Annotated in this window: 24 protein-coding genes and 3 pseudogenes; 12 read left to right on the plus strand and 15 right to left on the minus strand. The window is 42.4% G+C overall.

All coding sequences use genetic code 11. The features are described 5' to 3' along the window. Nucleotides 1–239: 239 nt before the first annotated feature. From TT11_RS17430 to hemJ, 11 genes are all read left to right on the plus strand, one after another. Entirely contained in the window at nt 240–680 is a 441-nt protein-coding gene (locus TT11_RS17430; protein WP_370587858.1) for a hypothetical protein, read from the plus strand. Nucleotides 681–699: 19 nt separating this feature from the next. Next, nucleotides 700–978, plus strand: a complete 279-nt coding sequence (locus TT11_RS17435; RefSeq protein WP_370587859.1) for a hypothetical protein — start codon at nt 700–702, stop codon at nt 976–978. Next, complete coding sequence (locus TT11_RS17440; protein ID WP_370587860.1) at nt 924–1,244, plus strand: HAD-IB family phosphatase; 321 nt, start codon at nt 924–926, stop codon at nt 1,242–1,244. The genes TT11_RS17435 and TT11_RS17440 overlap by 55 nt, the downstream gene beginning before the upstream one ends. Beyond that, complete coding sequence (locus TT11_RS17445; RefSeq protein WP_370587861.1) at nt 1,216–1,458, plus strand: HAD hydrolase family protein; 243 nt, start codon at nt 1,216–1,218, stop codon at nt 1,456–1,458. Before TT11_RS17440 ends, TT11_RS17445 begins: the two co-directional genes overlap by 29 nt. A 340-nt stretch (nt 1,459–1,798) precedes the next feature. After that, the gene (locus TT11_RS13670; protein WP_261870851.1) at nt 1,799–2,248 is read left to right on the plus strand and encodes a DUF368 domain-containing protein; all 450 of its coding nucleotides are present in this window, start codon (nt 1,799–1,801) and stop codon (nt 2,246–2,248) included. Nucleotides 2,249–2,391: 143 nt separating this feature from the next. Further along, a complete protein-coding gene (locus tag TT11_RS13675; RefSeq protein ID WP_261862900.1) occupies nt 2,392–2,796 on the plus strand; it encodes a DUF368 domain-containing protein in 405 nt (134 codons plus the stop codon). Nucleotides 2,797–3,078: 282 nt separating this feature from the next. After that, a complete protein-coding gene (gene aciT, locus TT11_RS13680) occupies nt 3,079–3,471 on the plus strand; it encodes an AciT family ciprofloxacin tolerance protein (RefSeq protein ID WP_261870852.1) in 393 nt (130 codons plus the stop codon). A gap of 206 nt (nt 3,472–3,677) precedes the next feature. Next, complete coding sequence (locus TT11_RS13685; RefSeq protein ID WP_165597886.1) at nt 3,678–4,184, plus strand: SCP2 sterol-binding domain-containing protein; 507 nt, start codon at nt 3,678–3,680, stop codon at nt 4,182–4,184. 245 nt (nt 4,185–4,429) lie between these two features. Further along, complete coding sequence (locus tag TT11_RS13690; RefSeq protein WP_261870853.1) at nt 4,430–4,552, plus strand: hypothetical protein; 123 nt, start codon at nt 4,430–4,432, stop codon at nt 4,550–4,552. A 16-nt stretch (nt 4,553–4,568) separates the two neighbouring features. Continuing rightward, nucleotides 4,569–5,594, plus strand: coding sequence for a biotin synthase BioB (gene bioB, locus TT11_RS13695; RefSeq protein ID WP_261870854.1), 1,026 nt, complete (start codon nt 4,569–4,571; stop codon nt 5,592–5,594). A 42-nt stretch (nt 5,595–5,636) separates the two neighbouring features. Continuing rightward, nucleotides 5,637–6,071, plus strand: a complete 435-nt coding sequence (hemJ, locus tag TT11_RS13700; protein ID WP_057762639.1) for a protoporphyrinogen oxidase HemJ — start codon at nt 5,637–5,639, stop codon at nt 6,069–6,071. A 206-nt stretch (nt 6,072–6,277) separates the two neighbouring features. Here hemJ and TT11_RS13705 read toward each other — a convergent pair whose 3' ends face one another. The 9 genes and pseudogenes from TT11_RS13705 to TT11_RS13745 all read right to left on the minus strand — a co-directional run bounded on the left by TT11_RS13705 (nt 6,278) and on the right by TT11_RS13745 (nt 14,787). Then, entirely contained in the window at nt 6,278–6,820 is a 543-nt protein-coding gene (locus TT11_RS13705) for a hypothetical protein (protein ID WP_261870855.1), read from the minus strand. A gap of 263 nt (nt 6,821–7,083) precedes the next feature. Beyond that, a complete protein-coding gene (locus TT11_RS13710; protein WP_261870856.1) occupies nt 7,084–7,575 on the minus strand; it encodes a hypothetical protein in 492 nt (163 codons plus the stop codon). A 119-nt stretch (nt 7,576–7,694) separates the two neighbouring features. Further along, nucleotides 7,695–8,411: a ribonuclease PH gene (gene rph, locus TT11_RS13715; RefSeq protein WP_057761673.1), complete on the minus strand. Its 717-nt coding sequence runs from the start codon at nt 8,409–8,411 to the stop codon at nt 7,695–7,697. A 181-nt stretch (nt 8,412–8,592) separates the two neighbouring features. Further along, nucleotides 8,593–10,395 (minus strand): annotated as a pseudogene (locus TT11_RS13720) (AMP-binding protein). A 511-nt stretch (nt 10,396–10,906) separates the two neighbouring features. After that, nucleotides 10,907–12,635: pseudogene (locus TT11_RS13725) on the minus strand (AMP-binding protein). A 360-nt stretch (nt 12,636–12,995) separates the two neighbouring features. After that, nucleotides 12,996–13,511: a YfbK domain-containing protein gene (locus tag TT11_RS13730; protein WP_261870857.1), complete on the minus strand. Its 516-nt coding sequence runs from the start codon at nt 13,509–13,511 to the stop codon at nt 12,996–12,998. 67 nt (nt 13,512–13,578) lie between these two features. Then, a pseudogene (locus TT11_RS17450) lies at nt 13,579–14,113 on the minus strand (VWA domain-containing protein). Beyond that, a complete protein-coding gene (locus tag TT11_RS13740) occupies nt 14,052–14,405 on the minus strand; it encodes a von Willebrand factor type A domain-containing protein (RefSeq protein WP_261870858.1) in 354 nt (117 codons plus the stop codon). Before TT11_RS13740 ends, TT11_RS17450 begins: the two are co-directional and overlap by 62 nt. Next, entirely contained in the window at nt 14,380–14,787 is a 408-nt protein-coding gene (locus TT11_RS13745; protein WP_261870859.1) for a hypothetical protein, read from the minus strand. Before TT11_RS13745 ends, TT11_RS13740 begins: the two co-directional genes overlap by 26 nt. A gap of 457 nt (nt 14,788–15,244) precedes the next feature. On the opposite strand from TT11_RS13745, the gene parC reads away from it, so the two are divergent. Next, nucleotides 15,245–17,551: a DNA topoisomerase IV subunit A gene (gene parC / locus TT11_RS13750; protein WP_261870860.1), complete on the plus strand. Its 2,307-nt coding sequence runs from the start codon at nt 15,245–15,247 to the stop codon at nt 17,549–17,551. Between the two features lie 212 nt (nt 17,552–17,763). On the opposite strand, the gene TT11_RS17455 is transcribed toward parC, so the two are convergent. The 6 genes from TT11_RS17455 to TT11_RS13775 all read right to left on the minus strand — a co-directional run bounded on the left by TT11_RS17455 (nt 17,764) and on the right by TT11_RS13775 (nt 20,468). After that, nucleotides 17,764–17,979: a hypothetical protein gene (locus TT11_RS17455; protein WP_370587862.1), complete on the minus strand. Its 216-nt coding sequence runs from the start codon at nt 17,977–17,979 to the stop codon at nt 17,764–17,766. A gap of 14 nt (nt 17,980–17,993) precedes the next feature. Continuing rightward, nucleotides 17,994–18,158 carry a hypothetical protein gene (locus tag TT11_RS13755; protein WP_261870861.1) on the minus strand — a complete coding sequence of 55 codons (165 nt, stop codon included), beginning with the start codon at nt 18,156–18,158 and terminating at the stop codon, nt 17,994–17,996. A gap of 107 nt (nt 18,159–18,265) precedes the next feature. Then, a complete protein-coding gene (locus TT11_RS13760; protein WP_201580311.1) occupies nt 18,266–18,745 on the minus strand; it encodes a BLUF domain-containing protein in 480 nt (159 codons plus the stop codon). A gap of 373 nt (nt 18,746–19,118) precedes the next feature. Next, nucleotides 19,119–19,310 carry a hypothetical protein gene (locus TT11_RS13765; RefSeq protein WP_261870862.1) on the minus strand — a complete coding sequence of 64 codons (192 nt, stop codon included), beginning with the start codon at nt 19,308–19,310 and terminating at the stop codon, nt 19,119–19,121. Between the two features lie 28 nt (nt 19,311–19,338). After that, complete coding sequence (locus tag TT11_RS13770) at nt 19,339–19,593, minus strand: hypothetical protein (protein WP_261870863.1); 255 nt, start codon at nt 19,591–19,593, stop codon at nt 19,339–19,341. A gap of 467 nt (nt 19,594–20,060) precedes the next feature. Then, nucleotides 20,061–20,468: a hypothetical protein gene (locus tag TT11_RS13775; RefSeq protein ID WP_261870864.1), complete on the minus strand. Its 408-nt coding sequence runs from the start codon at nt 20,466–20,468 to the stop codon at nt 20,061–20,063. Between the last annotated feature and the right edge of the window lie 47 nt (nt 20,469–20,515).

Raw genomic sequence — 20,515 nt, forward strand, 5'->3', positions numbered from 1 at the left:
AATCTTTTGCGAAAGCATCGTTAATAAGAAAGCACCGTCGGTAAACAAGCCAGCTTATCTCATCTACTATATCACCATAATAAGCCTTATAGCGTGAGCGCTTTATAAATTTATCATAATAACTTTACTGCATTTTCTATGGCTTCTTACGCCATGAAATCTGTTTTTTAGCATCATTGTTACTTTGCGCGTCATCTATAGGCGCTGCCCAGTAAAACTGTTATTATTCCTAATCTTATATGAGCATACAAGGGACAATTGAGCCATGCCAAAAAAATACATCTTATTCGTTACCAAAAGACAGCAAAGCATGGCAACAAGCCGTTGATTCTATTGCGGCATTATTACCCGAAGATACCAATTTGCAAGACTTTGATGCGCTACAGTCGCTACCTGTTTTTGCGCTCATCGTAGTACTGCCGACTCAAGTATCTGCGTTAGATATTCATCAGTACGTTCAGTCGTGGGTCGATGAACAGCCAAGCTGGCATCTAGTAACGGTTGCCGAAGATACTGACGCTAGCTTCGTCAATATCACGGTATCTGATACAGAACCTACAGCGGCAGACGCACAGCGCCTACCCTTTACCCATACTCAGGTCTACCGTTATCTACTAGTACCAGTCACTGACACGCTGATGCACCCTGGCAAAAAAAACCGCAGCCGCTCACATTATTGATGATCAGCTGACCGCTCGATTGCGTCATGATCTAACTGAAGAATATAACAATACACGCAGTGCCGACAGTGCCGATAACCTAAATGTCGTGGACTGTCATATCCTATCTGTCGGTCATATGCTACGGACGCATAAGCTTGCCTGCTTTGATATGGACTCAACCTTGATTGAGCAAGAAGTCATCGTAGAGCTGGCAAAGACTGCTGGTATTGGCGAAGAAGTTGAAGCATCACTGAAGCCGCAATGCGCGGTGAAATTGATTTTGATGAATCGTTTGCTCAGCGTGTGGCCTTGCTAAAAGGCACCTCTACTGATGTGCTGGATGATATCTGTAGTCGCTTAACGTTATCGACTGGTGCACGCACGACGATCAGTGCGCTAAAAGCGCTAGGTTATCATACGGTGCTAGTTTCAGGCGGCTTTACTTATTTTGCCCGTTATATCGCTGAGCAGTTGGGTATCGATGAAGTACATGCCAACGCTCTAGATATCGAGGAAGGTGAAGTCACTGGTCATGTACAGTGGCCTATTGTCAATGGTGCCAAAAAAAGCTGCTATCGTTGAGCATACTGCTGAGCGCTTAGGCATTGAGATGTCACAAGTGGTCTGTGTCGGTGACGGTGCTAATGATTTACCGATGATGGCACTGGCCGATCTGGGTGTGGCCTATCATGCCAAACCAATCGTTCAAGCACGTGCTGATGCCGCTATCAACGTGACAGGACTTGAAGGTACTCTGTACGCTCTTGGCTACCCAGCACTAGCGCCTACTGAGTAATTACAGAACGCTTTATGCCATCCAATAAGCTAGGTTAATGTTTTGTCATTAATCTGGCTTTTATGCTTTAGTGCGTGGCTTAAAACATAAAAGTAGCGTAGATAGTATTGGTATATTAACCAGCTATTTGACGATGTTTGACCATTTTTAGTTCAGTTAAACGACTATTAAATGAATTAAAGACATGCCTTAGTACGTGATGATAACTAATAAAATCTGCTATGCAGACTGATGTTTAGCTAACGCCTGTTTTAGTTATTACTCATTTTTAGATGCTACTTATTTTTAGCTAATGCTTACTTTCAGATAACACTTATTTTTAAATGATAAAGGAATGCCCATGACGGCACCACAACCTCCACGGCCAACTCAGCCGTCAGCGCCAACGCCATTAGAGCAAGATACGGTACCTGTACATACAGATAGCCCAAAGCAGCTGGTAGGTATCTATATCAGAGGTATGGCCATGGGAGCAGCTGATATCGTACCTGGCGTCTCTGGCGGCACCATTGCGCTGATTGCAGGGATTTACGAGCGCTTGATTAACGCGCTTGGTAGTATCGGCCCCAATCTTTGGACGATATTTCGACAAGAAGGTGGCATCAAAGGATTCGCGGCAATTTGGCGACAAGTAGACGCGACGTTTCTATTGTGTTTGCTGCTGGGTATTGCCACTAGCTTTGCGACCTTAGCCGGTATCATTAAGCATTTATTGGACAATCAACCATTGCTTATTTGGTCGTTCTTTTTTTGGACTGGTCGTTGCAACGGTATTTATCTTACTCAGTGAGATAAAGCGCTGGAATATAGGACGTGCCGTACTGTTCGCGACTGGACTTATTGCCGCCGTAGTCATTAGTAGTATGCCGTTACTCACGACCACGCCTAGCTTACCGTATCTGTTTTTTTGCAGGGGCAATTGCTATTTGTGCCATGATCCTACCGGGAATATCAGGGTCGTTTATTTTGCTATTGCTAGGCGCTTACGATGCAGTATTAGAAGCAGTCGATACGATGAATCTGAGTGCCATTTTCACAGTCATTGCGGGTATGGCGACTGGGCTATTGCTATTCACGCGCGCACTTAAGTGGCTACTCTCGCATTATTATCAGGCTACCTTGGCATTGCTGACTGGCTTTATTGCAGGCTCTCTAATAAAAGTATGGCCATGGAAAGTAGATGCGCTAGGCTCGCTCAACACTGAAGCTGTCCATAACGTAATGCCGTGGCAATACCCTACTGGCGCACAGTGGTCAACGACAGTAGGACTTATGCTACTCGGTGCTATTCTAGTTTCGCTATTATCTTGGTGGGGTAACCGTACCAATCGAGGCTAAATATTTAGCAAACTATCAGTCCTGTTTTCTAGTTTGGCTTGGTTTGCTAGCTAACAAACGCTTCCTAGACTAGCAAAACCATTTACGTACTCCTCAAAATAAGCGCCACTCATCACGGCGCTTAGCCTAACATCTAGCCATCAAATATCGCAAAACAAGCCAAAAAAACCAAACGTCAACGGTTGTCGCAAAGTCGCCTGTACCCTCTTCAGCTTTACTCAATAACCTCTCATAATAGTCTTATTGGAATTCACCTTATGAATAGCGAGATGAATGATGTTAATGACTATATTTTCTTTTATCGGTGTAGAGGCATGGAGCGGCGCGGTATGGCTTGGTTATGGACTACTAGCCAGTTTAGTAGTGGCGCTTGCCGTATCGTCATATCGTTGGCTACTGCTATATCTGTTTGGCGGTATGGCTTACTGGTTCACCGTTGAGTTGATTCAAAATATATTAGCCGGTCGCCCTATGTTGATGGAGCTATCATCATGGCATCGCTATATCATCGCTATGAGCATCAGTTGGTTACCGTTGGCAGCTTGGGTACTGTATCGGGCATTGCGCTATGATGACGTAAGTCAGTCAGTTAGTCAGCAACGTGAGCTAGAAGCCGCACGCTATATCGAACACACTCCTGTCTATGATGATAACTATCAGCCACGTTTTCGTTAAAACTGTCCTATTTATACCTCTATTTGTCTATATCAATACCTTGCTTACGTCAGTGACATCGAATGTTACAAGATACTTAACGCTCTCTACTTAACTCCTAAAGAGTTGGCACCCTGTGATAGTTTATAATCCAGTTATATATTTGTCATAAAAACTGGTATAAAGTACGCTTTATTTTTATGCCTCATTTCTTTAGGAGTTCTGCTATGTTTACTGTTCCTGTATTAGATATCAAATCTGATCCATTAGATGCTTTATTGGCTGTCGTCGGTTATCGTTTGTCTATGTTAGCTGATAGCGATAACGAAGATGTCAAAGCGTTATTTGCTGATCGTCAGGTTACGATTGAGTTTGCTAGTACTGAGTCTGATATTGCCCGTTCTTTTAGCTTTGATAATGGACAGTTCAGTCAACAAAGCGGCCATGCAAAAGAAGCCGATTTGACCATCACTTTCAAAGACTCTATGACTGGCGTTAGACTGCTAACCAAAGGTAGCCTACCTGCCTTTATGACTGCTGTACAAGAAGGTAACTTGAGCATTGAAGGTGACTATAGCCTAATGATGTGGTTCAACAAACTTGCCAAGCATATCGTTCCAGCTATCCCAGAAGAGTGCAAACCATATATTCAAAAAGCCAAACCTTACGCTTATAAAGCACAGAAACTTGCTGAGCATTGGGTTGGTATCGCCAAGCACAAACTTGGCAAATAAAAAGAATGATGCACTGAGCGATAGTCATTGGTAGAATGGATGATATAGAACTAGATAGCCAAACGTATAGTTACTATTTATATGCGCTACTGTGACAATTATACATACTGTCTAGCAGTGTTCTGATTTTCTAAAAAGGTTGCGGTATACTATACGGCAACCTTTTTTGTTACCTTATAAATGACAATAGATAAAAACATTGGTTTTATTTAATACCCTCTAATTCTTATAAAAGGACTTACCTTATGGCAGGATTGCTTAGCATCTCCGAACCTGACGCCACCCAGCCAACTGATGTAGCCACTCAGCCAGATACGATCAACAGTGATTTTTTTGGCCAGTCTAGCCACAGACGCAACTCAAACTGATAATAAAGTAGCTACCATGTATAGCCGTGAAGAAATCGCGCAACTGTTTGACTTACCTCTAATGGACTTGCTATTACAAGCACAGACTATCCATAGAAAGCATTTCACTGCCAATGAAGTGCAAATCAGCACGCTACTCTCTATCAAAACGGGCAACTGCCCTGAAGATTGCGGCTACTGCTCACAGTCAGGTCATCATCGCGACACCACCAAACTACAAGCAGAAAAGCGTATAGAAGTTGATAAAGTCATCGCTGCGGCCAAACGTGCCAAAAACAGTGGCTCATCACGCTTCTGCATGGGTGCCGCGTGGAAACATCCAAGTGCCAAAGACATGCCTTATGTGGTTGAGCTGATCAAAGAAGTAAAAGCATTGGGACTTGAAACTTGCATGACATTGGGTATGCTTGATACCAATCAAGCAACGCAGTTGGCCGATGCAGGGTTGGATTACTACAACCATAACTTAGATACTTCGCGTAGCTACTATGAGCAAGTCGTTAGCACGCGTAGCTATGATGAGCGTTTAGATACGATAGAAAACGTGCGTAACTCTGGCATTAATGTCTGTAGTGGTAATATCGTTGGTATGGGCGAAAGCCGTGATGACCGCATCGATTGGGTACTTGAGCTGCTAAAAATGCCAAAAGCGCCTGAATCAATTCCAGTCAACTTACTGGTGCCTATTGCAGGTACACCGATTGGTGACAAAGTACTGGCCGAAGGTCAACTGTCTGTACTTGAATGGATTCGTACTATTGCTGTCGCCCGTATTTGCTGCCCGACTAGCTACGTGCGTTTATCTGCTGGCCGCGAAAGCCTGTCAGATTCTGAGCAGGCATTAGCCTTTATGGCAGGTGCCAACTCATTCTTTTATGGTGACAAGCTTCTTACCACTGGTAACGCAAGCCAATCAGGCGACGACAGACTCATGCGTGAGCTTGGCCTTACCAAACAGTTTGCCGCACCAAGAGCACCTAAAGTACTGCCTGTAATGGATGCGATGAATGGTCATCAAACACAAGTTGTGTTGGTAGATTAAGCCGAAGCTAAAAAAAATATAAGTTAAGCAAGAGAAACTATGATGGCAGATTATTTTAACTGGATTAAAGCCGCGCACATTATCTCGATGGTCTGCTGGTTTGCGGCGATATTCTATTTGCCGCGCCTGTTTGTCTATCATGCGATGAGTGACGATAGCATCAGCCATGAGCGCTTTGCCATTATGGAGCGCAAGCTATATCGCGGTATCATGACCCCATCGATGATAGCGACATGGATTTTTGGTCTATGGATGTTAGGACTGGGCTGGGATGTCTATAAAACCCAAGGCTGGCTACATGTTAAATTGCTATTAGTAGTGCTGCTGTCAGGCTATCATGGCGCTTGCGGCTTTTATCGTAAAAAGCTAATTGATAATCCACATTATAAAACGCATAAATTCTGGCGCTGGTTTAATGAAGTGCCGGTCTTTGCCTTAGTGATTATCGTTATTCTCGTCGTGGTAAAACCGTTTTAGCATAAGAAAACCAATTAGACATGCAAAATAAAAGCGTCCGTAACTTCAATGAGTTGCGGACTCTTTTTTATTCATTTATAGGTCGTGTTATCAAACTGGAGATATCGAACACTAAACGCTCGGACGCATAATTTGATAAACATTACTTAAATCGTACACGCGGTAACGAGCTGGTTCACGGCGATTTTCGCCAGCATAGCTCAGTATCAAAGCCTGCTTGGCACGCTCATCGACCCAACCGACGAACAGTCCACTATGCTCGACGCCATTGTAGCCATGATTGATATAATAGAGCCAGTCACCTGCTTCAATCTCGCTGCTACTAGCATAGGCCCTTGCGCATAAGTGCCTTTATGTATGGTATTACGCGATACCCCTGCCCGATTGAATACCGCATTTAAATAGTCCCAGCAGCCACCTTGAATAATCGTGCGCTCATTAAGTGCCATTTTGCGGGCGGTACTGACCACCTCACGTGCTGCCATACTACTCTGCGTCTCGGCATTGCTCAATAGCGGTAGATACTCGCTATCGACATTGTCATAGTTACCTGATAGAAACGCTGATAAGACTTTAGGTGCTGAACGCTGTACCTCAGGATAACGATAGGATGTATTCGTCGTTGATTGAATAGATTTTTGGGCGATAAGCATACTCATACTATCTGCATGGACTTGCCCTACCATGCCGCAGGTAAATAGGAATAAACCGCACGACGCGGCGACTGACGGTATAGACAAACGCAGCATGACTAACTCCTTGTCAACTAGATCTCAATGACAGTATCAATAATAAGAAGGATAAATTTTATAATCCTACTTATAAACCATTTGCGCACAAATCTGCAAGCACTATTCGCTTGCGTCAGGTGATAGACGGTATAAATATACTGATGAATGACAATATTGGGGAGATGCGCTAAGTGGAATTTAAAATGACATTTGAGTTAGGAGGTTAGATAATACGAAGATAATAGCTGTGCTTTCATAAAGTATGAAATTGAAAAATGATATTAATTACTCTTCATTTTAATATTTACATGGCGTTTCGTTAGCGTTTGCCCTTCTAAGATAGCTTTCGCAGCTTTTGCTTCTTGAGCACTCTCAAAACCGGTAATACGATATTTGCGAACATCACTACTATCGACAATCTGTAATTGCTCTCCAATCAGCGTTATCTTATCACCGTCAGTCAAATGAATATGCTCACGCTTACCTAGATTGTCATGGACCAACTCGCCAGCCTTTACCCACAATGTACCGCTACTAATCATACCGCTCATGGCTTTCTTATGCTGTTGACGCTTTTTGTTAAACACAAAACTACCGATAATAAGAAGCGCAAGCGCACCGATAGCTAAACGCTCAGGCAACAAGCTCATCGCCATAGCGACTGCGACAGCCCCTACCAATAATGCAGAACCAAACCAAAACATGCCATTATCAGCAGCATTTGCTTGCCCTTGTAAGGTGATTTTGGCGCCATCATCAGTCAGCTTGAGCATGTGTTGTTACCTATTACGTAATGTACGAATATTTTCTATTAAAAAAACTGCCTATTAGAAGCTAACAGGCAGTTATTGACACCAAAAACAAAGACAGTATGTTGAATCTAAACGCTAGTCTACCAACCAAGCGCTGTCTGTTGCATTTTAATCAATTCAGCGATGCCTTTTTCAGCTAATGACAGCATAGCATCTGCTTGAGCACGAGTGAACGGCTTTTCTTCAGCAGTACCTTGCAGCTCAATGTACTCGCCTTTTTGGGTCATCACAACGTTCAAGTCGGTATCGCAGCTAGAGTCTTCTTCATAGTTTAGATCAAGATATGCTTCGCCATCTTTCATACCAACAGAAACCGCAGCAACCAATCCGATTAGCGGATCTGCTTTGAGTTTCTTGGCCTTTTGGATACTCTCTAGCGCATCGATAAGCGCAATTGCAGCACCAGTGATACTAGCCGTACGAGTACCACCATCCGCTTGCAGCACATCGCAATCTAGATAGATGGTGTTTTCACCAAGCTTACTCAGATCAATCATGGCACGCAAGCTACGACCGATCAAACGCTGAATCTCTTGCGTACGACCTGACTGCTTACCGCGAGCCGCTTCACGCTGATTGCGCGTGTTGGTCGCACGTGGCAACATACCATACTCAGCTGTGATCCAACCTTTGCCTTTACCTTTGAGCCAGCGCGGCACACCAGACTCTACACTGGCAGTACATAGTACTTTGGTATCGCCAAAACTTACCAATACTGACCCTTCAGCATGCTTCGTATAATGGCGCTCAAAGCTGATCGAGCGAAGTTGGTCAAGCTCACGATTGTCAATACGCATAAAAATTCCTAGTACAATGTTATAAAAGCAGTGTCATAAAAATACCTATCAGTCGTTAGCAAACACATTGATAGGCATGTAGTCGACTAAAATCTTAAGATATCCTAACGTGACAACGGCGCAATAGCAAGATTCGCTCCTGCCATTACGCCACCGTTATCAACAGAATGTCAGATATAAACTATTCTAACCCTTCCATCTTACGCAATTCCTTACGTAGGATTTTGCCAACGTTCGACTTTGGTAATTCGTCAACGAACTGTATATGACGTGGGCGCTTATAGCCAGTCAGTTGTTTTTTTGCCATATTCCAATAGCTCTTTTTCAGTTACGTTGCCTTTTTTTGACCACAAACAGCTTTGGCTCTTCGCCGCGATCATCGTTCGGTACACCAATAGCACCGCATTCTACGACTGCTGGATGCTCACTCATCGCTTCTTCGATTTCATTTGGATAAACGTTGAAACCAGACACCAAAATCATGTCTTTTTTTGCGGTCAACAATTTTGATAAAGCCTTTTTCGTCCATAATGCCGATATCGCCCGTTTTTAAGTAACCACTAGCCGTAAAGGATTCAGCGGTTTCTTTCGGACGATTCTGGTAACCAATCATGACCTGTGGACCTTTGACGCAGATTTCACCGCGATCACCCATCGCTACTATATTTTCGTCATCATCAATGAGTACGATATCGGTACTAGGCGCAGGAATACCGATTTTTCCAGTAAATTCCGCAATAGTCATCGGATTAAAAGCTACGACAGGTGAGGTCTCAGATAGGCCATAACCTTCAACGATAGGCAGACCAGTGATTTTATGCCACTCTTTGGCTACGCTAGGCAATACTGACATACCACCGCCGATAGACGCTTTTAGATTAGAAAAGTCCAAATCAGCAAAGTTATCTTTGTGTACTAAGCCATTGAATAAGGTATTCACAGCAGGGATAAACGCTGGCTTGTACTTGGCCATCTCTTTGATAAGCCCATCAAGATCGCGCGGATTCGGAATGAGTAGCGAGGCATAGCCTTGATACATACTACACATACCGCAGACCATAAATGAGAATACGTGATATAGCGGCAGTGCGGTCAAAATCACATCTCTACCATCTATATCATCATCAAATGCACTGTTCATCAGTGCGCTGACCTGTAACATGTTGGCGACTAGATTGCCGTGAGACAGCATCGCACCTTTCGCTACTCCTGTCGTACCACCAGTATATTGTAGCAAGGCCACATCACTCAAGTTCAACTCAGGTCGTTGGTACTTACTGGCTGATTCAGCATTTAAGGCATGCTTGAAGCTCACGCTGTTCGGTATGCTATAAGCAGGAATCATCTTTTTAACATGACGAGCCACAAGATTAACCACGGCTCCTTTAATCGTACCTAGCATATCACCAATGGTACACACCACTACATGCTCTACCTGACCTTTGTCTTCGGCCTCTTGATACGTCTTGGCAAAGTTTTCAACGATAAATAGCGCTTTCGCACCACTGTCATGCAACTGATGTGACAGCTCACGGCTGGTGTATAGAGGGTTTACATTGACCAAGACCATCCCTGCACGAATGATACCCAAAGCAACCACTGGATACTGCAAGACGTTGGGCATCATTACCCCAACTTTATCGCCTGCGACCAGTCCTATTGACTGCAAATAGCTCGCAATCTGTCGGCTATATAGATCTAATTGCTTAAAAGTAATCGATGAGCCCATGCAGATATAGGCAGGTTTTTGGCCATAACGGCTAAAATTACGCTCGAACACATCCAGTAAAGAGGTATTGTCTTCTGGCATCTCAATAGTAGCATCGATGCTATAGCGCTCATAAGCGCTCAGCCACGGACTATCACTATCGATGGTCGGCATAGTAGGAAATGCATTACTTTGATAAACGTCGTTAGTAGTATTGGCTTTATCATCAGTTGCAGCGCTATTATCTGTCGTTTTTTTATTAATATTATCCGTCATAATTTTCCCTAAATGTTACTGTTAAAGACATTGAATATGCTAATGGAAACACCATTTTTTTATGATTATCGCTGACAGCAGAAGCTTATGAATAAGAAATAGATAAGTATGATCGGGTTTGTCATTCATAAGCTTTGCGAATTAAAGTGTGTTACTGGGTCTATGATAAATAATACTACCACTCAGCACGACCAAGTCGAAAACGATATTTACTACCATGATTTCACTAGTTGTCTTAAGCAAAACCAGTACGGTTTTTTTTGGACAAAAACAAAAATACGTCGATGGGCACTATAGCAGTTTTAATAGATATTCTCTATTAATAGTAGCTGTGATCCGCAAATGTCAAAAGCGATAAAGACAAAAAATGATAAGACAGCATGGTTGCAGCCTTATCATTTTTGGTTACTACTTTAGTTACTACAGTATCTAATCGAGTGACACTTTCACATGTGTCTTTGGTTAATACACACATCTATCAAACAACTATCTAGGTGCGTGTATCAGCAAATTAACCGTGGTTTTTTTCTTCGAGTACGCGTAGATCTTTACGCAAAATCTTACCAACGTTCGATTTTGGTAGCTCGTCAATAAACTCAACACGACGAGGACGCTTATAACCTGTTAAGTTCTCTTTACCGTACTCAAGAACTTCTTCGGTAGTCAGACTTGGATCGTTACGGACAACATAGATCTTAGGAATCTCACCGCTTTTCTCGTCTTCAATACCAATGACACCACATTCCAAAATCTTAGGATGGCCAGCCATGACTTCTTCGACTTCGTTCGGATAAACGTTAAAACCAGAAACCAAAATCATATCTTTTTTTGCGATCAACGATGGTCACATATCCATTGTCAGCCATGATACCGATATCACCAGTACGGAAGAATCCATCTGCTGTCATGACTTCGGCAGTAGCATCTTCACGGTTCCAGTAGCCTTTCATGACCTGTGGGCCACGAACACTAATCTCACCGCGCTCACCAAGTGCCACTTCATTACCAGCATCATCTAAGATCGCCACATCGGTTGCTGGCATAGGGACACCAATAGTGCCAGTGAATGTCTTGCTGTTGCTAGGGTTAGCGGTCGCGACTGGTGATGTTTCAGACAAGCCATAACCTTGAATGATAATATTACCAGTGACTTGACGCCATTTTTCGGCTGTTGGGCTCAGTACCGCCATGCCACCACCCATCGACTGACGCAGCTTGCTATGATCCATCGCGATAAATTCTTCGTTATTGGCAAGTGCGTTAAACAACGTGTTTACCGCTGGGAAGAACGCTGGTGGATTCGCTTTATATGCTTTTAACAAGCTATCAAGATCGCGTGGATTTGGTACCAATAATACAACACAACCGCGATATAGACCGAACATACCACATACGGTGAATGAGAAAATATGATACATCGGCAATGCCGTCATAATCACAGGTTGCTCACCTCTTTGATCGAAATCATCAAAAGCGGTGCCCAAAAAGGTATTAGACTGAATTAAGTTTGCCACCAAGTTTTTGTGCGTTAGCATCGCGCCTTTCGCCACACCTGTCGTACCACCGGTATATTGTAGGACAGCGATATCATCAAGCGTGATATTGGTTGGGCGCTTATATTTACTAGCCGTGACTTGCTTTAATGCACTTTTGAAACTAACACTATTAGAAATGCTATAGTCTGGTACCATTTTTTTGACATGGCGGACGACTGTATTGACCATAAAGCCCTTGAGTGTACCCATCAAATCGCCCATACCCGTAATCACGACTTTATCGACCACATTGCGACCGATGTCTTGATAGGTTTTGGCAAAGTTTTCGACCATGATTAGCACTTTGGCTTCTGAATCAGTCAACTGATGCTCGAGCTCTCTGGTAGTGTACAGAGGGTTGACGTTGACTAAGGTAAAGCCTGCACGCAGTACAGCGATGACAGAGATTGGTAACTGCAAAATGTTGGGCATCATGACCGCAACTTTATCGCCTTTGACCAATCCTAATGACTGTAGATAAGCGGCCATTTGACGGCTGTATAAATCTACTTCTTGGAAGCTTAACGATGAACCCATGCAGATATAGGCAGTTTTATCAGCATTTTCAGCGAAGCTTTTTTCGAAAATATCGATAAGTGACGTATTGTCGGCTGGCAATTCAATGTCATACTCCAGACCAAGTTCTTCATACGTTTTTAGCCAAACTTTATCGTCACGACGGGTTAAGTTTCCTTGATTTTCCATAATCTTTTCTCTCCTAGTAATAATACATTACCGTCAACCCACGCCAATCACAGTGTGATAAATATACAAAACGTCAGAGTCTTGCCTATCGTTATGATAAAAAGCAAGGCTGCGACATATTTGTATAGTGCTGAGCAAACAATATAGCGGTAAATAGCCCTTTGTTCATTAACATACACACTTTATACATAGTACTCAATACAAAAGATTGCTACACCAGTTCTCAAATAGGCTTGACGCTAAATATCTCCATATATATCAATACATTAGATTAAAAAAATCAGTCATACCATTAGAAAATATGACCCTTGACTTCTGCTTCATAATGACCATCCCGACACGATATCTGTTCACTATTGGCTATTTTTTTAGCGCACTCGCCAGCTCAGTTAACGTCACAAAGTTGCGACGAGTACCATCAGTATCGCTACTTGGTCTATCTGCGATACTACTTTTGGCAAGCTTAGTGCTATCACTGTACTGCCAATCATTAATATAATCGCTTTGAGTCAAGCGTTGACCGAACCCTGCTACTGCCATCGCAAACTGAGTATCGATACTGGCTTTATTTAAAGCGTGGCTGGCTTTATTAATCGGTTGGCTAATCAGTTTAGAGCTACCACCTGTCGGTGCTTTATAACGAATTTTTAGATAGCCAAGCTCATTAGAGTTCTGTTTGTTATTCGAACTAATACTGGCATTGCTATTAGCATAACGGCGATCGCTGTATAACCCTTTTTGACCTTTTGGTGTCACCTCAAACAAAGCGATAACCGCCTTACCTGCCCCAAGCTCACCTGCATCAACTTTGTCATTATTGAAGTCTTCTTCAGCCAGTACGCGATTTTCATAACCAATTAAGCGCCACTCACTCACCACATCAGGATTAAACTCAACTTGGACTTTTACATCCTTGGCAACGGTGTTGAATGTCGCGGCTAATTCATCGCCAAAGACTTTTTTTCGCTTCAGTTAAGCTGTCAATATAACTATAATTACCATTGCCGTTGTCCGCCATCTGTTCCATCATGTGATCATTCAGATTACCACGACCGAAGCCAACGGTAGACAAAGAGATACCGCGATCGCGATTGGCTTTGACCAAATCCAGCATCTCATCGACATCACTAATACCGACATTAAAATCGCCATCCGTTAACATCATGATTCGATTGATACCGTTCTTTTTTTAGTCCTTGCTCAGCTTGTCTGTAGGCCAATTTAAGAGCATCTTCCCCATTGGTTGAGCCTGAGGCATTCAACCCCTCGATTGCAGCCAATATTTTTGCTTTTTGGTCACCGCTGGTCGCAGGCAATACCACACTAGTACTACCTGAATAGGTCACGATACTGATGCTGTCTTGGGCACGCATTTGCTCTGTCAACAGCTTAAGCGACGACTGTGCCAATGGCAGCTTATCGCGCGACGACATAGAGCCTGACACATCTACTAAAAATACGAGATTGGCAGGTGGCATAGATTGCTTGTCCGTTTTTTTGCGACCAACTACTATCAACGGCTTTAATACCAACCTTGACGATTTTGTTATCCTGATCTGCTCTATCCCAAGGTGAATCCACTACTTCAGTTGATACGACAAACGGGGCACTACCTAAGCGTTTGCCATCATCAAATTGATAGTTAAAATAATTAATCAATTCCTCTACCCGTACGGCATCAACAGGTGGTAGTTGACCCTCGTTTAAATAGCGGCGCACATTAGCGTAGCTGCCCGTATCGGTATCAATAGACAAGGTTGATACCGCCATATTCGTAGTTCGATGTAAAGGATTGGCTGCGTTTTTTTTGATAGTTGTCTTTTGCCTCTGGCGTGATTATGATGCTCGGTGATGGGCGTACGATACCTGTCTGGGCCGCAGAACGTATCATCATCTGTTGGCTGATGACGGATGGCCTAACACTGGGTGACGCCATGATAGACTCTGACACCACTGCTGCATCTTGATTGACTGTGCTGCTTGTCTCAGCTGGTAGCGTTTTGCTCATTTGTGAAGGGCTACAGGCTGTCAATCCTAGACTGGCTATAGCAGTAATCAATAGTACATTTTTAGTAGACTTTTTCCCTATGCGCCTACTTTCGTTCTTTAGCATTTTAGAGGCAGATATTTTAGATAAAGGGTCAAATGACATAACAGAAATTCCTTATTGTAAGATAATTCAGTAGCGACTTGTCCGTGTCAATATATGGTTAACGCTATTTAAATAGGCAAAGCAGCCGCCTTATTCAGTCTATTAACTGTCATACTTTCAGTTATTAATTTTGCATTAAAGCTATTCTGTACCTACTGTTTTTGGATTGATGATAGACAAAATATCCTAAATAAGTATGATTCAACCTTAAGATATTTATTAACCATATAAAAAACAAATATTAGATTTACTATACTTAACTTAATCTATAAAAGCTATGAATCAACATACTATAAAAGACCCTTATAAGCGCTTGTTTTAAGCACGTCACGAGATGTCGTATATTCTGACATACGTCTTTTTAATTGGTGCAATATCCTTTACGATAGCACTATCCTATTTGTATGCTTGAACCAATTATCTATACCTATTAAAACTGATAAGTGAATCCTATTTTATGTCTGATGTTATTGATCATACGATCGCCCCAATTATTCCCAATGAGCCGATGGATACTCGTTCAGTCGCAGAGTTCACTGAGCAGGCCTATCTCAACTATGCCATGTACGTCATCATGGATCGGGCGTTGCCAAATATCGCTGACGGTCTAAAACCTGTCCAACGTCGCATCGTCTATGCCATGAGCGAGCTTGGGCTGAAGTCCTCTGCTAAGGCCAAGAAATCCGCGCGTACGGTCGGTGATGTATTGGGTAAATACCATCCGCATGGTGACAGCGCTTGTTATGAGGCAATGGTACTGATGGCTCAACCGTTCAGCTATCGCTATCCACTCATCACTGGTCAAGGTAACTGGGGTAGCCCAGATGATCCGAAATCCTTTGCCGCGATGCGTTATACCGAAGCTAAAATGTCGGCTTATGCCAATACGTTGCTCGCAGAATTGGGACAAGGCACGGTCGATTGGCAAGATAACTTCGATGGCACGATGCAAGAACCAACGACCCTACCTGCCCGCCTGCCTAATATTTTATTAAACGGTACGACAGGTATCGCGGTTGGTATGGCAACCGATATTCCACCGCATAATCTTAATGAAGTGGTACGTGCGGCTATTCGATTGCTTAAAAACCCAGAGCTATCGGTTAAGCAGCTTACCCAATCGATACCTGCACCTGACCTACCGACACCAGCGGAAATCATCACTAGCAAAAAAGATTTGCAAGCGATGTACGAAACTGGACGTGGCAGTTATAAGATGCGTGCCACCTTTCATGTTGACCCTAAAGAAAAAAACCTCGTCATCATTGATGCGCTTCCTTACCAAGTTTCAGGCAACAAAATCCAAGAGCAAATAGCTAAGCTTATGACCGATAAAAAGCTGCCTTGGGTGACGGATATTCATGATGAATCAGATCACGAAAATGCCTGCCGTATCGTCCTTGAGTTGCGCTCAACGCGAGTCGATGTCGATCGTGTCATGAGTCACCTGTTTGCCAGTACTGACCTAGAAAGCAATTACCGCGTCAATATGAATATGATTGGCTTAAATGGTAAGCCGCAGGTGAAAAACTTAAAGGAAGTCTTGGAAGAATGGTTAATCTGTCGCCGCTCGGTGGTCACGCGACGCTTGCAATATCGCCTAGATAAAATCGATAAACGCTTACATATCTTGGCGGGCTTACTGATTGCTTATCTGAATATTGATGAAGTGATTCGCATCATTCGTGAAGAGGATGATCCAAAAGCGACCTTGATGCAGGATTATGACCTGACTGACATTCAAGCCAATGCTATCTTGGATATTCGTTTGCGTCAGTTGGCAAAATTAGAAGAGATTGAGCTGCGCCGCGAGCAAGATGAACTTGCTGCCGAACGTGCCATCATTCAAGAATACTTAGACAATCCAGACAGTCTAACCAATCTGATGATCGATGAGCTTACTGCCGATATGAAAGAACATGGCAATGAGCGTGTATCACCATTGGCAGAACGCGAAGAAGCACAAGCACTGAAAGAGTCAGATCTCGTACCGAGTGAGCCGGTCACTGCCATCTTATCAAAGGCAGGTTGGATTCGTGCCGCCAAGGGCCATGATGTCGATGCTGCTGGTATGAGTTACCGCTCAGGTGACAGCTATCAAGCGCACGTGCGCGGCAAATCAAACGAAAGGATTTACGTACTCGACAGTACGGGACGCAGCTATAGTATCGATGCGCATAATTTAGCATCTGCACGTGGTCAAGGCGATCCATTGACCAGTGTATTAAAGCCGCCAGCAGGCGCTAGCTTTGAGCAGCTACTAACGGGTGATAACGATCAACGCATTATCCTTGCCAGCTCGGCAGGTTATGGTTTTATCAATACCATTGGTAATCTCGATAGCAACCAAAAAGCAGGTAAAAATGTTATTAACCTAGCATCTGACAGTCGACTACTTCCTGTTGCACGTATCGATGCGCCAGTAGAGACGGCCGCTAATACAGAAGGTGAAAGTAGCAATATACGTGTGACACCTGATCATGTTGCCGTTGCGACCAATGCAGGATACCTACTGATATTTGCCCTCGATGATTTGCCTGAACAAGCTCGCGGTAAAGGGAACAAACTTATTAAATTAAAAGACGGTGAAGAAGTGCTCGCAATCACACCACTTAGTCAGCAGGACAGCCTTGTCATTACTGCTGGCAAACGCCATGTGACACTCAAGCCAAATGATTTGGCTAACTATACGGGTGTTCGCGGTAATCGTGGTGGACAGTTGCCAAGAGGCTTTCAGAACGTGACGAGTGTTGAGGTTGGGTAGTTTGACTAGTTAAATTTTGGAAATCCTAGTTCAAAATTTAACTAATAAAATTAAACAGTTCCTATCAAAAAGCCGCCCATAAATAGTATAGGCGGCTTTTCTACGCTAATCAGAATAGATAACTTATTTAAGACTTATTAGATACAGCATCCTCAAAGATCGCTTTCAGGAAGCTTGTAATCTGAGTACTTTTCATTAGATAAGGATTAAAGTCAACACCTGCCGAGAAGCTTTTTAGTATATGCTTCGTCTTCTGCACTTGATGTTAAATATTTTATTAAAAACCCATCCCACCTACGTTCTTCTATTTCCTCAATCTCACTGAGGTGGGGTACTAGGTAAGAGTACTCACTGATTAATTTTACTAGTATTTCATTGATAAGAGGTCTTGGACCTTCAATATTTTGAATAAAGTAATTGTCATTCACGACAAGCGCTGAGGTTACACCACTTTTTTTTCATTATTCCTTCGCCATTGCTCAAGCAGACGAGCCAACCCTATTCCATGATTACTGTCACTATTTCTGCCAATATACGTTAGGCTGAGAGTAATATGCTCACCATGTCTTTTTCTATCTTCTAAAGGTTGGCTGGTAGTAATATGCATAAGAAACCTTATTTATAAAAAAATTATCTAAATCAAAAGATACTTTATAGACGCTTTTTTACGCCAATTAAAATAGATGACTCTTATGATATGTAAATGCTACTCACTTAAAACCTATCGGATTCAGCCCCTTCAAATATCGCTGTTAGAAAATTTTCAATCTGAGTACTTTTCATTAGATAAGGATTGAAATCAAACCCTGCTGAGAAACTTTTTAAGGCATACTCCTCATCTTCGGCACTTTCCGTCAGGTGCTTGGTTACCAACCCATCCCACCGAAGCGCTTCTATTTCTTCCACCTTGACAACATTAGGAACAATCTTGAAATGCTCATCAATTATCTTCGCTAGAGCAGCGTTGACCGCCGGTCTTGAGCCTTGAATATTTTGAACAAAGTAACCGTCATTGATCACAAGCGCTGCAACTAACCCACTTTCCTCAAAGTATCTTCGCCACTGTTCAAGAGCACGAGTCAACTCTATACCTGTTTTCATTTCAATATTTTTACCGATATACGTTAGGCTAATCAGCAGATGCTCGCCATGTCTTTTCCTATTTTCTGACGTTTGATTGGTCGTTATATACATAAGAAAATCCATTTATATAATAGGTATATAAATTAATATACACTTTATCATAAAGTATAATCAATAAAACTCTTGGGAATTGATCAGCTTCTTATCATCCATACCTTAAAATAATATGATAAAAACAGGTATCACCAAGGCGTTTTTAGTATTTAAATCCTGCAAGAGTCAGGTATGACTAGTCACTTATGAACATCCGCCAATATTTTATCCAGTTGCTAAGAAAACATCCTGTACCGATACTGCTAACTTGGTTTCACTAAAAAGCCGCCTATACAAACATATAGACGGCTTTTTAGTGAAAGCTAGGACAATTGGCTATTACCTATTCTAAGAGATAAATACTTAAGAAATAAATGCTACTCATTAAAAATTAATTGGATTCAGCATTTTCGAATATCGCCTTTAAAAAGCTTTCAATCTGAGAGCTTTTCATTAGATAAGGATTGTAGTCAGAGCCTGCTGAAAAGTTCTTTAGGGCATGCTCTTCGTCTTCAACACTTGAGGTTAGATGTTTAACTAAAAACCCATTCCATTGGCGCGATTCGACTTCATCTATATTCACAATATTAGGGACAATAGTTGAATGCTCGTCAAGTATTTTTTTCCAAGGCAGTATTGATAGCAGGCCTTGTCCCTTGAAAACTTTGAACGAAATAACCTTCGCTAATGACTAAAGCTGAAACGATATCGTTTTCTTCAAAATATCTGCGCCAGTACTCAAGTGCGCGAGTCAGCTCAATCCCAGAATCTAGATCGACATTTTTGGCGATATATGTCATGTGGATAAGAATATGCTCGCCATGCCTTTTTCTATCTTCTGAGGATTGGCTTGTCGTTATGTTCATAAGAAACCTTATTTATAAAAAAATTCATTCAAATCAAGGTATACTTTAAGATAAAGTATAATTAATAACGTTTTTTTATCATTTGCTATGATTTTTTAGATTTATAACATAGAAGTTTCAATGATATAGCATACCGATATCCATAGTAGTAAAATTATACTACAAAGTTGTCACGTTCAGTATCTTGGCATTATTCCAATAGTTGACAAGCCTAATCTATATTTTCCTATAGCCCTACCTTAATGCCCTTATATGACTGAGCCACGTTTACTGATTAACTAAATATTATAAACATCAATCAGATTCTTTAATGTCTATTAAGCTAGCCCGTTTATAGGTATATGAAACATAACCTACCCTCAATAAAAAGCCGTCTACGCTATGTATAAACAGTTTTGTATAGACGGCTTTATTACATACTAATTGTTGCACACTAATTGCTGCATATTAATTGAATAGCTAGCGTATCAATACCGACCCATCTCAACTGTTGTTTCAGCAAGTACCGAGTCGCCTTGCCATGCTTGTACATCTACCGTATACAGATGGTTCTTGCCGCCAGAACAAGGTGGCTTATATGCACCGCCCGCCTCACCTTTACGGTTACGGTATTCTGCGACCATCTCAATACCGACTGGTACTTCGTAAGTATGACCAAATACTCGTGGCACTTCTGCGCTCGTAGCACCCTCTGGTAATGCAAATTCCACGATACCATGTCCACCATGCTGCATACGTTTGTTGCTTACATCGTTGTAGACGAATACCAAGCTTTCCGCGCCTGTAGGAATGTTTGAAACAGTCATGCTAGGCGTGGCTGGACTTTTGCCATTATAATTTAGACATTGCTGACCTTCAGGTACTTTTTTTGCCATCCCAAGCAGCATCATTAAATTTAACATCCATTGCAAAAGCATTAGCA

Source organism: Psychrobacter sp. JCM 18901 (assembly GCF_000586435.1).
Lineage (GTDB): Bacteria > Pseudomonadota > Gammaproteobacteria > Pseudomonadales > Moraxellaceae > Psychrobacter.